The sequence below is a fragment of the Novosphingobium sp. BL-S-24 genome, assembly GCF_055521575.1.
The window spans coordinates 1035536-1049620 of sequence record NZ_CM145488.1; the positions used below are offsets into that span (position 1 = coordinate 1035536).

A 14085-nucleotide genomic window follows, 5' to 3' on the forward strand; every position below is an offset into this window, starting at 1 on the left:
CGCCAGCGTCGGGCGCTAACGGCCTGAACTATAGGCGCAAACCACTCGTGAGCAATATCCTAGACGTCATGCGGCGGGTGGAGGCCTCATGCCCCTGCGCTCAGGATGAACGGCAAGGGGATGAGAACATAGACCAGGTGCTGATGCTCAGAACCGGTACCGGGCCGCCACACCGTACGTGCGCGGCTGGTTCGGGTAGCCGGAAATCGAACCGGGCTGCGCAGGACTGTCGAAGATCTGCAGGATGGTTCGGTCGTTCAGCAAGTTGCGTCCCCACACCGACAGCTCAAGGCCATTGGCCATGGCATACGTGGCAGAGGCGTTCACATCGTTGATATCCTGCTGGAACTCTCGCGCAGCAGCCAGCGCGGCAGCCACGCTGGTTACGGTGCCCGCCCCGTTGCGAACGACCAGACCCGGCAAGCCTTCGACAAGACTGAACTGCGCTTCGTAATGATAGTCACCGCGCAGGATCAACCGATCCCCACGTGAACCGATCGGCTGGACGAATTCGGCCCCGAAAGTGACCGAAAGCGGTGAAACGCCCGCCGGTGTCGTCCCGGACAGATCACCGAACGCCGACAACTGGAACCGGTCGTACTTGGGATTGAGGTACGTCCACGCCATCGTCAGGGTCAGTGGATCGATAGGCTTGGCCGACCCTTCGAACTCTATCCCAAACGCAGACTGCTTGCCCGCGTTGGCCAGAAAGAACCCCGATCCGGTGAAGATGTTGGACTGGAAGTTCTTGATGATCTGCTTGAACACCGCGACGTTGGCGGAAACGATGCCCCAATTTCCTTTGAAACCAAACTCGTAGACCGTCGAGTTCTCAGCATCTGCGAAGCGACTGCCGGCCGTAAGATTGGTAACCGCAAGGCCCTGGGCGCGCAGAGCTACGAGATCAGCCGGTGTCGGGCGGCTGTCACGCGACAGGTTGATGGACGCGGCCTTGTACCCCGTCGCCCATGCAGCATAGAGATTGATGGCCGGGCTGACGTCCCACGCAACGCGGGCGGTGTAGCTGAAATCGCCATCGCTGATACGCCCAGGCTCCACCGTGTTGGGCACGTTCATGAACGGCGGGAAATACTGCAGCGCGCGCAACGGGTTGAGCGGATTGGCGGTCGGGTTATTCGCATTGCCATTCGCGAAAGCGACCAGCTGGCGGTATACGGGCGCCGTCCCCGGGCTGGAAGCGAACGCCAGCACCTGAGCGGTGTTCGTCGGATCGACCCCGACCGACCGCAGCGCACCGCCCAGCAACAGCTGCTGCCGAAACGCCGAATAGCGCGGATCGTCAAAATTGATCGCGGCAAAGGTATCGTTCGATGTGGTCGCGGTCGCGAAGCGCTTCTTGTCGTGCGTGTAGTTCAGCCCACCCGTTACGATGAGGCCCGGTGCCACTTCGAAGTCCAACTGGCCGAAAATCGAGTACGCCTCGTTCTTCAGCTTGTACGCTTCGGTCAGGCCGGTTCCAGCGCGGAAAAACTGACCTACATAGCGGCCGGCAAGCGCCGGGTTTCCGGCAGCAGCCGCTTCCGATCCACCGAATGCTGCCTCAAGCGCCGGGACGCTCAGCGCGCCGCCGGAAAGGTTGCGGACGAGCAGATCAGCGTAGTTGCGGGCATCCCGACCCCAGAAAACTTCGTTGTTCTGGTCGATCTTTTCGTTGAAATAATAGCCGCCGATCAGGCCGGTAATGCGCTCGCCAATCTCGAAATTGGCGCGCAGTTCCTGGGTAAACGTCTTGATCCTCAGATCCTGGTAATTGCGGCCCAGCAGATCGGTGCTGGAGAAATCGGAGTCCTGATCGGTCAGCGCATTCGTGCGACGATAGGACGTGATGGACGTCAGCTTTGTCCCGCCCAGATCATAATCGATCTGACCCGAAGCCCCCCAGTTCTCGATGCGGTTCGAGGACTGGAAATTGTTGTAGACGATGTTGTCGTACTTCTGGTCCGGCCGGTTAACCGCGCCGCCCAATGCGAAGATCGCTGCCGTCGGGGCCGCCTGCCGCAGATTCACCACCGCACAGCAATTCTCGTCGATCTTGCTGTAATCACCGATCAGGCGAACTTCCAACCCGTCGTGATTGTCGAACAGCATTTGACCGCGCGCAAACCAGCGATCGCGCTCGTTCGTCCGCTCACCGGTCGCCAGATCGCGCACAATTCCATCGCGCTTGTTCAATCCGCCAGCAAGACTGAACGCAACGTTTTCGCTTAGCGGTCCGGTGACCACTCCCTTGACGACGACTGCATCATAGTTGCCATAGCTCGCTTCCACGTTGCCGCCGAATTCGAACTGAGGCTTGCGCGTAACGATCGAGATCACGCCCGCCGAGGCGTTCTTGCCGAACAGAGTGGATTGCGGTCCGCGCAGGACTTCGATGCGCTCGACGTCCGGGAAGTCGGCGATCATCGACGCAGAACGCGACCGATAGACGCCATCGATGAACAGTCCCACCGACGGCTCGATCCCCGCGTTGTTGGCGCCATTGCCGAAGCCGCGGATATAGAAGTTGGTATTGGCGCTGGACTGCAGCTGGTTCACGCGGAGCGACGGCACTACCGATTGCAGATCCTTGAGATCGCGGATCTGGGCGCGCTCCAAGGTGGCGCCGGAGGTGACTGTGACCGCAACGGGAACGTCCTGCAGTGTCTGCTCACGCTTGGTGGCCGTGACGATGATGGTGTCGATCGGCTGGCTGTCACCCTGAGCGTTGTCCTGCTGGGCCAAAGCCGGTGTCGAGCAGATCCCGGTCAGCGCAACACCGGCAAGCAGACCCGCCTTGCCCAGCACCGAACCATCGACCGCAATCAGAGCTTTAGCGAAACGCGAAACCGTGGCGTGCGCGATACCTTTCATCGGATCCCCCTGTCCTGTCTGGCAGCACACGACGCATACCCATTCGTCGGTTGAGCCGCTCTCTATTCAAAGGTTTACGAGCGAACCCGACGCTCGACAATTCGGGCGCGGGAGATCGTGATACAATTCAGAGATTTGTGGTATTGTCGCCACAACTGCTGATTGTGACCGTCCGTGGCGGCATAAGCCGTGCCACACCGCCCTTGCTGAATTTGCTCATGTGCGGTAAGGGCGCGCAAATTTTGCAGTGCAGCACGCACATGCGCGACGCTACCCTCCTTTCGAAAGAAGACCCATAATGTCCGCCCCGCTTCCCTTGCGCAACATCGCGATCATCGCGCACGTCGACCATGGCAAGACCACGCTGGTCGACCAGCTTTTCCGCCAGTCCGGCACGTTCCGCGACAACCAGCGGATCGAAGAGCGGGCGATGGACTCGAACGATCTGGAAAAAGAGCGAGGGATCACGATTCTCGCGAAGCCTACCTCGATCGAGTGGAATGGCTATCGCATCAATATCGTCGATACGCCCGGACACGCTGACTTCGGTGCGGAAGTGGAGCGTATTCTGTCGATGGTCGATGGCGTGGTTCTGTTGGTGGACAGCTCCGAAGGCGCGATGCCGCAGACCAAGTTCGTGACCGGCAAGGCGCTTGGCCTGGGCCTGAAGCCGATCGTGGTCGTCAACAAGATCGACCGTCCCGATGGCCGTCACGCAGAAGTGCTGGACGAGGTGTTTGACCTGTTCGTCAGTCTCGATGCCAATGACGAACAGCTTGATTTCCCGACGCTCTATGCCTCGGGCCGCAACGGTTACGCCAGCTACGATCCGGACGCCCGCGAAGGAACCCTGACGCCGCTCTTCGAAAAGATCGTAGAGCACGTCCCGGCACCAGCGCTGGACGTTGACGCGCCCTTCTCGTTCCTGGCGACGCTGCTTGACCGCGACAACTTCATGGGCCGCGTGCTTACCGGCCGCGTCCAGTCGGGTACGCTGAAAGTGAACGACCCGATCCGTGCAATCGATTCCGATGGCAAGGTCGTTGAAGTGGGCCGTGCTACCAAGGTTCTCAGCTTCCGTGGTCTGGATCGCGTGCCCGTGGAAGAAGCGCGCGCTGGCGACATCATCGCGTTGGCCGGGCTTGAGAAGGCCACCGTGTCGAACACGATCGCCGATCCGTCGGTCAGCGTCCCGATCAAGGCGCAGCCGATCGATCCGCCGACCCTGGCGATGCGCTTCGCGGTGAACGACAGCCCGCTGGCTGGTCGTGAAGGTGACAAGGTAACGAGCCGTATGATCCGCGATCGCCTAATGCGCGAAGCGGAAACCAACGTCGCGATCCGCGTCACGGAATCAGCGGACAAGGACAGTTTTGAAGTTGCCGGTCGTGGCGAACTTCAGTTGGGCGTCGTCATCGAAACGATGCGCCGCGAAGGCTTCGAGCTAGGCATCAGCCGCCCACGCGTTCTTTTCGCAACCGATGAAAAGGGTGGCCGCACCGAACCGTACGAAACCGTCGTTATCGACGTGGACGACGAATATTCGGGTACCGTCGTCGAGAAGATGCAGCGCCGCAAGGCAGAGCTGACCGACATGCGTCCCTCGGGTGCCGGCAAGACCCGCATCACGTTCTCCGCTCCGTCACGCGGTCTGATCGGTTATCACGGCGAATTCCTGTCCGACACGCGCGGCACCGGAATCATGAACCGCCTGTTCGAAAAGTACGACGCTCACAAGGGCGCCATCGAAGGCCGTCTCAACGGTGTGCTGATCTCAAACTGCACCGGTGAAGCAGTGGGATATGCTCTCAACTCGCTCGAAGATCGTGGCATTCTCTTCATCAAGCCGCAGGAAAAGATCTACGAAGGCATGCTGATCGGCGAAAACGCCAAGCCTGATGATCTTGAAGTCAACCCGATGAAGTCGAAGCAGCTGACGAACTTCCGTTCGACCGGCAAGGACGACGCCATCCGCCTGACCCCGCCGAAGATCATGACGCTGGAACAGGCGATCGCCTACATCGATGACGACGAAATGGTGGAAGTAACGCCGCAGTCGATCCGTCTACGCAAGGCCATCCTTGATCCGAACGAACGCAAAAAGGCGAGCCGCAAGAAAGAAAACGCCTGATCGCAGAATACACTTTCGATCATACGAAGGCGAAAAAGCAAAAGAGAGCGCGGAGGAATTCCTCCGCGCTCTCTTTTTTGTCTGAAAGCTTCGATTTGAAAAATGACGGGATGGCGGTAGCCCTCCCGTCATTGATCCATATCGTTATCAGTATCAGATCGTTAGATCAGAACTGGAAACCGATCGTCGCGCGCAGCGAGTGGTAGTCGAACTTGTTGTCGCTCGCCTTGATCGCGGTGGCACCTGCAGTATCGCGGATGAACGGGTTGGTCGGAAGGGCGGTACCCGGTCCAACAAGCACGCTGTACTTGTTGTCGTTGTAACGGTTGTAGAGGTACTCGAGGCCAACCGTCATGTTGTTGGTGACCATAAGCTCGGCGCCGCCGCCTGCTTGCCAACCCCAGACGCCCTTCTTGTCACGACGCTCGGTGAACGAGTTCACGCCGTTCGTGGTCGAGAAATCGTGGTTGATGCGTGCGAAGCTGGCACCGCCCGTTGCATAGAACAGCGCGCCGCCATTGGGGGTGTAACCCGCACGCAGACGTGCCGATGCCGACCAGTCGATTTCACGCTGGATGGAATAGCTGGCAGGCGTGGTGCTGTAGCCAGAAACCGCGTCCTTCGCTTCCGAACGAGCGCCTTCGATCAGGCCGCCGACGACAAAGTTGCCCATGCGACGGTCATAACCGATGCGGGCACCGTATTCTGCGCCATCACGATCCTGACGGCATCCGCCAACGCCACGCGTGGAGCTGCGAGCCACGCCGCTGCAGAAGCCGGGCGAAAATGCGTCAGCTTCGGTTCCGGCTAGACGGACCGTGTCGTTGTAGTTGCCGTCACCGTTGGTGTCGAAACGAAGGCGGTCGTTCTTGTCCGTGCCTTGGGTCGAGATGCCACCGAAACCCTGGATGTACAGGCCATCGAAATGGCTGTCGCGCTCAGGCGTCGACACCGCTGTTTCCTGAGCAAAAGACGGAACGGCGGTAAGAGCGGCAGCAATGGCGATGACCGACATCGCCCGGTATTTGTGAGACATAAAATCCTTCCTGATACAAGAAGCGCCTTAGCGCCCTGCAGGAAGTTGAACGGCGAACGATCAAGTCGGTTGCCGAAATTCGGCAGATAATAGCCGTTCAATCTCGGAAATCTTACACGTGTGGTATTTCAAACACAGGCACGAAAAGCGACAGTAGATCCGCGCGACCCTTTTGGATCGCGCGGATCAGCAAATCAAAACGCTGCGGACAGTGAAAATACAACAGTGGCATCGGCAATCGATTTGCCTGTCCCAACTTCGGAGAAATTGTCATAAAGGTATAGCGACTTCGATTTGGAAATGTCTGTATCGACATATGCCACCCCGAGAGTCACCGGCCCCAGCGCAAGATCTGCACCAAGCATCCAATCAAGATAGCTTCCGGTTGGCGCTACGCTGGTGCCATTTGGCCCCAATCCCGAATTGCCATCGGAATAACCAAGGTGAGCTTTCAGGCTGACCGGCGTATTGGGAATGCCGGTGCTGGCATCGCCCCAAACATAAAGGTTGTCGCTCTTCGCGCCAGGAGCATCCGGGATGCCGGTAGCGTAAGACGCTGCGTCCACATACCAGCGCCCGAGAGCCTGCTGCTTAGGGGCGTAAGCGACACCTGCCAGCAATTTGGCCGGGCCCATTGTTCCGGAAACTTTGACATAAGGTTCCGCGAAATCCGTTTCTGAAGCACCGCCCGGGTACATGTACCATGTCAGACCGACGTCCACAGTAAGTCCGCTGGCAACCTCCTTGGAAAAGCCACCATAAATGTCGAGTTCGGTGTTCGAACCGCCGAAAGTGCCCCACCCGGAAAGGTTGGACGCCCACGTGCCTATGTAAAGACCGCTTTCATGCGTAACGGATATGCCACCCTGGACAGCCAATTCCTTGTCGCTCTGTGAAACGCCACGAAAGCGATAGTCGGACACTAGCGCGACACTACCTGCCACCTTGAGTTCACCCGGCGCTTCTTCCTGGGCATTGGCAACAGTAGGCAACGAGAAAGTGGTGACGGCCAAACTGGCCGCAGTGGCGAGGACACGGAATTTCATTGCGGAACACCCTCATGTTACTGTTCGGTATGTTCCGTCCTGCGGCCGACAAATCGGATCTTCGCTGCATGGCGGATCCGTTCTTTGCCGACACTCCCCATTAACATGAGATTATGTCTGAATTGTTTCTACTTTATTTCTGAATATTGCTTATCGTTTTGCATATGCGAGTGAGGTTTATTGGTAACACTCTGCCGGGGGTCTTTAGGCAAGGCCCCCGGCGAAAGCGCTTCAAGTGGCCACGGGCAACGGCTTCAGGATGAAATCCGGTCCGGTCACACGGTCGTTCTGTCCGCTCTGGCGGCGCCTGCTGATCCATTCGGATAATGTCTCAGCGGTCGTATGGTCGATGGCGTTCACGTGCTGAAGATCGAGGTGCACCGGTCTGTTTGCCGGCTGTCGTTCCAATACGGCGTTGAGCCTCGTCAGCCCAACGAAGGTAGCTGCGCCATTGAGCTCGACACGCGTTGCATCGCCATCGTCATGCTCCCGCACTTTGAGGCGCAGATGCCGGTAATGCGGAAGCAGTTCCACCACCGAAAGAGCCAGCCCAACAAGGACGCCGGTCAGAAGGTCGGTCGTGATCACGAGGATGAATGTCACGGCCCAGATCGCGGCCGGCAGCGGGCCGTGTGCTTTGAAGAGGTGGGTTACGTGCTTCAGGCTGACCAGACGCCATCCGGTGACGACCAGAATACCGCCCAACGCTGTCATCGGCACTTCTCGCAGGATCCAGGGAAGGAGCGCCACAAATGCCAGGATCCACGTTCCGTGCATGATTGTGGACAGGCGCGTCTTGCCTCCGGCCTGTACGTTTGCAGACGAACGGACGATAACGCCGGTCATCGGCAACGCGCCAAACACACCGCAAAGGAAATTGCCGATCCCCTGAGCGCGAAGTTCCTTGTCGTATTTCGTCCGAACGCCATCATGCATGCGATCCACTGCCGCGGCGGACAGGAGAGTTTCAGCGCTTGCGATAAAGGCGATCGCCATTGCTGCGACGATCAATGACGGGTTGGCCAGCGGGGCAAACCACGCAGTGCTTGTCGGCAAGGAAAACGCGGCGGTGATCGAGGTGGGGACCTGGATGCGCGCTACATCGAGGCTGAGCATCCATGCCGCGCCAGTGGCGGCCAGCACGCCCAATAGAGCGCCGGGAACCAGCTTAAGCGACGTCGGACGCAGTTTTTCCCAGCCGAGCATGACGACGATCGTCAAGACACCGATAGCCAGCGCAATTTCAGTCGAAGCGACATCGGCGAAATCCAGTCCGAGCACGCGGGTAGGCATGGCTGCTAGATTTTGCAAACCACTCGAAAGCGGCTTTTCATCGAAAAGAATATGAAACTGGCCGATGACGATCAGTGCACCAATGCCGGCGAGCATTCCATGAACGACCGCCGGGCTGATTGCTCTGAATAGTCCACCAAGTTTGAGAACACCTGCGATCAGCTGCAATACGCCCGCGAGCAGAAGCACCGGGCCGAGCGCTTCAAGGCCGTTTTCGCGAACGAATTCGAACACGATAACAGCAAGGCCTGCCGCCGGGCCGCTGACCTGCAACGGTGATCCCGCCAGCATGCCGACAACAATGCCGCCGATAATTCCGGTCACCAGACCTTTTTCCGGCGGAACCCCTGATGCGATGGCGATGCCCATACAGAGGGGCATCGCGACCAGGAACACGACGATCGACGCCGTGAAGTCCTGGCCAAAATACGAGAATAGGCCGGGTCGCCCCTCGCCCCCGGGGGCGCTGGCGGCGGGAGCGACACCGCTCATTCTGCTGCTTCTGCGTATTCGGTGGCGATGCGCGTACGCGCAGCCAGAGCTACCGGAAGATCACGGTCTTCACGCAGCGGGATAAATTCACCCGTTTCACCGTTCAGGCCCAGGACCTGTCCGGCGTGGATATCCACGAACCAGCCATGCAGGGTGATTTCGCCACGGGCGATACCGGCTGCTACTGACGGGTGGGTCCGCAGATGGCTGATCTGGGCGATGATGTTTTCGAGGCTGATCGCTCGCACGCGTTCCTTGCCCTCGAGATCCTTGTGGCACGTGGTGACCACATGTTCAGCCGCCGCGCCATGCTTCAACCAGGCGGCGACGTTCGGCATGGCTTCCAGGCCGGTCGGATCGCTGAGCGCTTTCATGGCGCCGCAGTCAGAGTGACCGCAGACGATGATGTCGCGCACGCCCAAGGCGGCAACCGCGTATTCAACGGTCGACGTCACGCCGCCATTCATCGTTGAATAGGGAGGCACTATGTTGCCCGCATTTCGGCATACGAACAGGTCGCCGGGCTGTGCCTGCATGATCTGCTCGGGTACGATGCGAGAATCGGCGCAGGATATCATCAGAGCTTTCGGCGACTGGCCGATGCTCGTCAGCTTACCAAACAGTTCGCTGCTTGCGGGAAATGTCGTCTTTTCAAAGTTAAAGACGCGGCCTATCAGCTCGTTCATCTCATTACCTTTTCTGCTGTTCAACTGCGGCGAGCGCAATGACCGCCGCTTAGTGAACAGAGCTACGTATCGAGATTGTCGTCAGTCGTGCGCGATTGTGACGAAACTTTGCTGCGGCGCAGCAGGGTTCTAAACCGGGCTGAGGGGAAGCCGCACGGTGGCACGCAGGCCGCCTTCCGGTCGGTTCACTAGGGATAGGCTCCCTTTCTCCATCTCGATCGCTTTTTTGACGATGGGCAACCCAAGACCCATCCCCGCCGTATCTCGCGCTCGTGAGGTATCGAGCCGGATGAACGGCTGCAGCGCATCCGCCACCCTGTCTTCAGGTATGCCGGGACCATCATCGTCGATCACGATCTCGACGACGTTGCCCTCACGACGCACGGTAGCACGAGCGCGCCCACCGTAATGGATCGCGTTCTCCAACAGATTCGACAAAGCGCGTCGAACAGGCACGGGTCGCACCTTGATCGTCACGCTGCTGGCGCCTTCGTATGTGGCGTCGGCGCCATGATCAGCTGCGGTATCGACAAGCGTTTCGACCATAACCGCGATGTCGATCAGTTCCGGCGCTATCGATTTGCCGTCGCTTTCGATGTAAGCTTGGATCGAATCCAGCAGCATTCGCATTTCATCGATGTCGTGGTTCAGCCCTTCCCTGGTTTCGAGATCAATCCGATCATCATCAAGCCTTAGCCGCATCCGCGACAAAGGCGTTTTCAGGTCGTGCCCGATTGCCAGCATCGTTTGCGTTCGATCTACGGTGGACTGGTGAATTCTCGCCTGCATGTCATTGAGCGCCCGGATCAGCGCCCTTAATTCGTCAGGCCCATGTTCAGCCACAGGCTTGGGCGGCCCTGTCCCCAGATCCCGCGTGGCGCCGATCAAATTCCGCAGAGGCCGAAGCGTGGCGCGAACGAGCAGCCACGCCATGACGATCAGCAGCAATGTCGGCAGAACCAAGCTTGCCACGCGGCCGATCGTCAGCGTCCACGCGGCGTTCGCATGCGTGTGGAACCGCACGATACTGCGATCTTCCAAGCGAAATGAACCGCCGATGTTGCCCCGCCCCGGGAGCTCGTCGAGATGAAGCTCAAGGTCGGCCAATGCGAGTTCGGGCTCGATCTCGACGACTTGCGAGCGCAAGTTCGACAAGCCAAGATTACGCCGGTGGCGGGTCTCCTGCCCGAGCCAAATCAGTGAAAACCGCCCTGAACTGAGTGCCTGAGCCACTGCGGCGCGCTCATCCGGCTCGGCATGCTCCATGGTGCGATGCGCGAGCACGAGGTTTTCCGCGATCCGCTCCGCATCATCACGGCGCAGCTGAAACGAATTAACCCGTTCAAACAGAAAGCTGTTGGCCGCAAATTCAATCAGGATGACCAGAATGAAGACGGCGAGCAGCCGTTCGGGCAGGCCCATTCGCCTGAATAGAGCGACGAGCCTGCCAACCATCAGGTGCGCGTCACGTCTGCCTTGAACATATAGCCCACTCCGCGAACGGTGACGATCGGCGATTCACTGCCTTCCGCTTGCAGCTTACGGCGCAACCGACTGACCAGAACGTCAATGCTTCGGTCCGAACTGTCTCCGATACGTGAGCGGGAAAGTTCCATCAGGCGTTCGCGGCCGAGCACTCGCTGTGGGTAGCCCAGAAATGTCGACAGCAAGTCGAACTCGGCGCCTGTGAGATCAACGATCGCGCCTTCTGGCGAACGCAGTTCCCGGCGGGCCATGGATACCTGCCAGCCATCAAACTGAATGCTGTCTTGACCACGCGCTTCCGGTGCTGGCTCGCTGGAAGAATCAAGCCCCCCTCCACGTCGCAGAACCGCGCTGACGCGTGCAGCGAGTTCGCGCGTGCTGAAGGGCTTTGCAAGATAGTCGTCAGCGCCCAGCTCGAGGCCGAGAACGCGATCCTCTTCTCCTCCGCGGGCACTTACGAAAATGATCGGCACATCGCTTTCGCGGCGCAGGCGACGAAACAGATCGAAGCCGCTTGTCCCAGGCAGCATGATGTCCAGTACCACGAGATGAACGGTCGTTTCGCGAAGCGTCACCCACATTTCAGCGCCCGTTGCCGCCGTTAACACGTTGAATCCGCTTTGCCGTAATGCACGCGCGGTAAGTGTCCGCAATGCGCCATCATCTTCAACGAGTAGGATAGTGGAGGGTGTAGACATTGTTTCCTGGGAAAGGCTGTAGCGGGTATCGGCCGTCATCATGCTGCGTTTTCTCTGCCATCTTATAGGGAACCGGAGCGCGGAGGGAAGCCGCGCCATGTGCTAAAGTTGGCGCTACTGCGGTCACTCGACAAAGCGACGGCCGCAGCGAGCCGGTTATTCGTCACGGACGGACTTCAAAGTTCGCCCGGTAACGCGGTCTATCCACGTCCATTTGTCAATCGAGAGCCTCGACAACGGGCCTGCATCAGCCAACCCGGCAACAAAGTGATGGGCGGAATTTTCTCCTACCGTGCGCAGGCGTTACGATATGTTGCTGCGCTGCAATCGGCTTTAGAACGACATCGCTAACCTGCTGAAGACTGGTCATGCCGACGTTTGATTGGGCGCTTTCTGCTCACGGTTCGCCGCAGTCCAACCATTCCCGCGACCCGAATTCACTTGTGGTTCAGAGCGCCGACCATAACTTCTTGTCCAAGGCGCCCACCGCAACCGCCGTTAATCGGTAGGCCCGGATAGGGAGTACCACCATGAATGAAATATTTAAGAACTTAGGCCGAAAACTTGTTCTTGGCGCGGCTTTGTCAGCCTCGCTGCTGGTTGCCAGCTCTCCAGCGGAGGCAAGGCGTTACTACGATCGTGGCGGCGATGACGCCGCAATTGCCATCGGCGCGGGTGTAATTGGCCTCGCTCTTGGGGCAGCGATCGCTGATCGTAACGACGATCGGTATTATGACCGCCGCTACTACGATTCACGCCGCTACGTGACTGTTCGTGACCGTCCCGGTTACTATTATTATTATGACGGGTATCCAAACCGGTATTACCGCGATCGATACTATAGCCGCCATTACGCACCGTATTATCGCGATCGCCATAACCGGTGGGACGGTAATCGCGGCTGGCGCGGTGATCGCTGGGATCGCGGTCGTGGCTGGGGGCGGGATCGGGATCGCTGGGACCGTCGCGATCGTTGGGACCGGCGCGACCGGCGGTATCGTGATTGGCGGCGTTGATGCTTCCTCACTAAACCTAATCGATAATATGTAATCTCGTCTCGCAGGTGGCCCCGACCCGATATCGGGCGTTGCCTGCGAGACGCACTTTGCCAGTTGATTGCCTCGTGGTCGCATCCACGCTCGCCAAGGGGATTTCGGCACGCTAAGTGCTGCCGCACCATGGAAATCGCAGACCTGCGCATCGCCCTCTTCTCAGGCAACTATAACTACGTTCGCGATGGCGCCAACCAGGCCCTCAACCGGCTGGTCGGTTATCTTCTAAGCCAGGGCGCCAACGTGCGGGTCTACGCCCCCACCATTAAGACACCGGCGTTTGCGCCAACGGGCGATCTTGTCGGCGTGCATTCCATCCCCATCCCCGGCCGACCCGAATACCGTATCCCGCTGACGTTCTGGGGCGCTCCCGGCAAGGATCTCGCCAGGTTCAAGCCCAACGTCGTCCACGTTTCCTCTCCTGACCCGGTAGGGCATCAGGCCGTGACCTGGGCACGCAACCGCCAGCTACCCGTGCTGTCGTCGGTCCACACCCGTTTTGAGACTTACCTGCGCTACTACAACATGGCTTGGGGCGAGCCATTGATCGAGGCGATGCTGCGCCGGTTCTATCGTCGCTGCGACGCTCTGGTCGCTCCGTCCGAGAGCATGGCTCAGCTGCTGCGCCAACAGCGGATGAACTACGACGTGTCGATCTGGTCGCGCGGAGTGGATCATCAGGCCTTTAACCCCCAGCGGCGCGATCTGGAATGGCGTCGTGGTCTGGGCATCGCGGACGGCGACGCCGTGATCGGCTTTCTCGGGCGGCTGGTCATGGAAAAGGGCCTCGACGTTTTTTCCGATACGCTGGACGAATTGCGTCGTCGCGGGGTCGCGCACAAAGTGCTCGTCATCGGCGAAGGGCCGGCTCGAGACTGGTTCGAGGAAAGACTACCGGGAGCGGCGTTCGTAGGCTTCCAGCAGGGCGCTGATCTAGGACGGGCTGTGGCTTCGATGGACGTGCTGTTCAATCCCTCGGTCACGGAAACATTCGGCAACGTCACCTTGGAAGCCATGGCTTGCGGGCTTCCCGTGGTCGCAGCGGCAGCGACCGGCAGCCAAAGTCTGGTCGATGACCGGGTATCGGGGAGGCTGGTGCCTCCAGGTGCCGTGCATCAGTTCGCCGAGGCGCTGCGGACCTATATCGAACAGCCCGAACTACGCCGCGAGCATGGTCGTGCCGGTGCCGAGCGGGCGAGCGAGTTCAGCTGGGATCGCATCAATCATGCCGTGGCGGACACGTATGTGCGCTTGATCCGGCAGCGGGCCCGCGGGTAAGTCGCGCTGCGCCGCCG

General features: G+C 59.3%; 10 protein-coding genes. 3 read left to right on the forward strand and 7 right to left on the reverse strand.

What is annotated here, in order from left to right:
* Positions 1–147: 147 nt before the first annotated feature.
* Positions 148–2871: a TonB-dependent receptor gene (locus tag ACZ1JM_RS10245; RefSeq protein ID WP_465134704.1), complete on the reverse strand. Its 2724-nt coding sequence runs from the start codon at positions 2869–2871 to the stop codon at positions 148–150.
* A gap of 298 nt (positions 2872–3169) precedes the next feature.
* Between ACZ1JM_RS10245 and typA the strand changes: the two genes are divergently transcribed.
* Entirely contained in the window at positions 3170–5002 is a 1833-nt protein-coding gene (gene typA, locus ACZ1JM_RS10250) for a translational GTPase TypA (RefSeq protein ID WP_465134705.1), read from the forward strand.
* Positions 5003–5168: 166 nt separating this feature from the next.
* Here typA and ACZ1JM_RS10255 read toward each other — a convergent pair whose 3' ends face one another.
* From ACZ1JM_RS10255 to ACZ1JM_RS10280, 6 genes are all read right to left on the reverse strand, one after another.
* Entirely contained in the window at positions 5169–6038 is an 870-nt protein-coding gene (locus ACZ1JM_RS10255; protein ID WP_465134706.1) for an outer membrane protein, read from the reverse strand.
* Positions 6039–6232: 194 nt separating this feature from the next.
* Entirely contained in the window at positions 6233–7084 is an 852-nt protein-coding gene (locus ACZ1JM_RS10260) for a TorF family putative porin (RefSeq protein WP_465134707.1), read from the reverse strand.
* Between the two features lie 231 nt (positions 7085–7315).
* Complete coding sequence (locus ACZ1JM_RS10265; RefSeq protein ID WP_465134708.1) at positions 7316–8869, reverse strand: SulP family inorganic anion transporter; 1554 nt, start codon at positions 8867–8869, stop codon at positions 7316–7318.
* Complete coding sequence (locus tag ACZ1JM_RS10270) at positions 8866–9555, reverse strand: carbonic anhydrase (protein WP_465134709.1); 690 nt, start codon at positions 9553–9555, stop codon at positions 8866–8868. The genes ACZ1JM_RS10265 and ACZ1JM_RS10270 overlap by 4 nt, the downstream gene beginning before the upstream one ends.
* Before the next feature lie 129 nt (positions 9556–9684).
* Positions 9685–11010, reverse strand: a complete 1326-nt coding sequence (locus ACZ1JM_RS10275; protein WP_465134710.1) for an ATP-binding protein — start codon at positions 11008–11010, stop codon at positions 9685–9687.
* Entirely contained in the window at positions 11010–11738 is a 729-nt protein-coding gene (locus ACZ1JM_RS10280) for a response regulator transcription factor (protein ID WP_465135037.1), read from the reverse strand. Before ACZ1JM_RS10280 ends, ACZ1JM_RS10275 begins: the two co-directional genes overlap by 1 nt.
* Before the next feature lie 530 nt (positions 11739–12268).
* Here ACZ1JM_RS10280 and ACZ1JM_RS10285 point away from each other — a divergent pair.
* Both ACZ1JM_RS10285 and ACZ1JM_RS10290 read left to right on the forward strand, forming a co-directional pair.
* A complete protein-coding gene (locus ACZ1JM_RS10285) occupies positions 12269–12754 on the forward strand; it encodes a hypothetical protein (RefSeq protein ID WP_465134711.1) in 486 nt (161 codons plus the stop codon).
* Between the two features lie 162 nt (positions 12755–12916).
* Positions 12917–14068, forward strand: a complete 1152-nt coding sequence (locus tag ACZ1JM_RS10290) for a glycosyltransferase family 4 protein (protein ID WP_465134712.1) — start codon at positions 12917–12919, stop codon at positions 14066–14068.
* Positions 14069–14085: the final 17 nt, after the last annotated feature.

What these genes read in the sequence shown, in the direction of transcription:
- typA (WP_465134705.1), top strand. Translation starts at nt 3,170, where the DNA reads ATGTCCGCCCCGCTTCCCTTGCGCAACATCGCGATCATCGCGCACGTC.
- ACZ1JM_RS10255 (WP_465134706.1), bottom strand. Translation starts at nt 6,038, where the DNA reads ATGTCTCACAAATACCGGGCGATGTCGGTCATCGCCATTGCTGCCGCT.
- ACZ1JM_RS10275 (WP_465134710.1), bottom strand. Translation starts at nt 11,010, where the DNA reads ATGGTTGGCAGGCTCGTCGCTCTATTCAGGCGAATGGGCCTGCCCGAA.
- ACZ1JM_RS10245 (WP_465134704.1), bottom strand. Translation starts at nt 2,871, where the DNA reads ATGAAAGGTATCGCGCACGCCACGGTTTCGCGTTTCGCTAAAGCTCTG.
- ACZ1JM_RS10290 (WP_465134712.1), top strand. Translation starts at nt 12,917, where the DNA reads ATGGAAATCGCAGACCTGCGCATCGCCCTCTTCTCAGGCAACTATAAC.
- ACZ1JM_RS10265 (WP_465134708.1), bottom strand. Translation starts at nt 8,869, where the DNA reads ATGAGCGGTGTCGCTCCCGCCGCCAGCGCCCCCGGGGGCGAGGGGCGA.
- ACZ1JM_RS10280 (WP_465135037.1), bottom strand. Translation starts at nt 11,738, where the DNA reads ATGTCTACACCCTCCACTATCCTACTCGTTGAAGATGATGGCGCATTG.
- ACZ1JM_RS10260 (WP_465134707.1), bottom strand. Translation starts at nt 7,084, where the DNA reads ATGAAATTCCGTGTCCTCGCCACTGCGGCCAGTTTGGCCGTCACCACT.
- ACZ1JM_RS10270 (WP_465134709.1), bottom strand. Translation starts at nt 9,555, where the DNA reads ATGAACGAGCTGATAGGCCGCGTCTTTAACTTTGAAAAGACGACATTT.
- ACZ1JM_RS10285 (WP_465134711.1), top strand. Translation starts at nt 12,269, where the DNA reads ATGAATGAAATATTTAAGAACTTAGGCCGAAAACTTGTTCTTGGCGCG.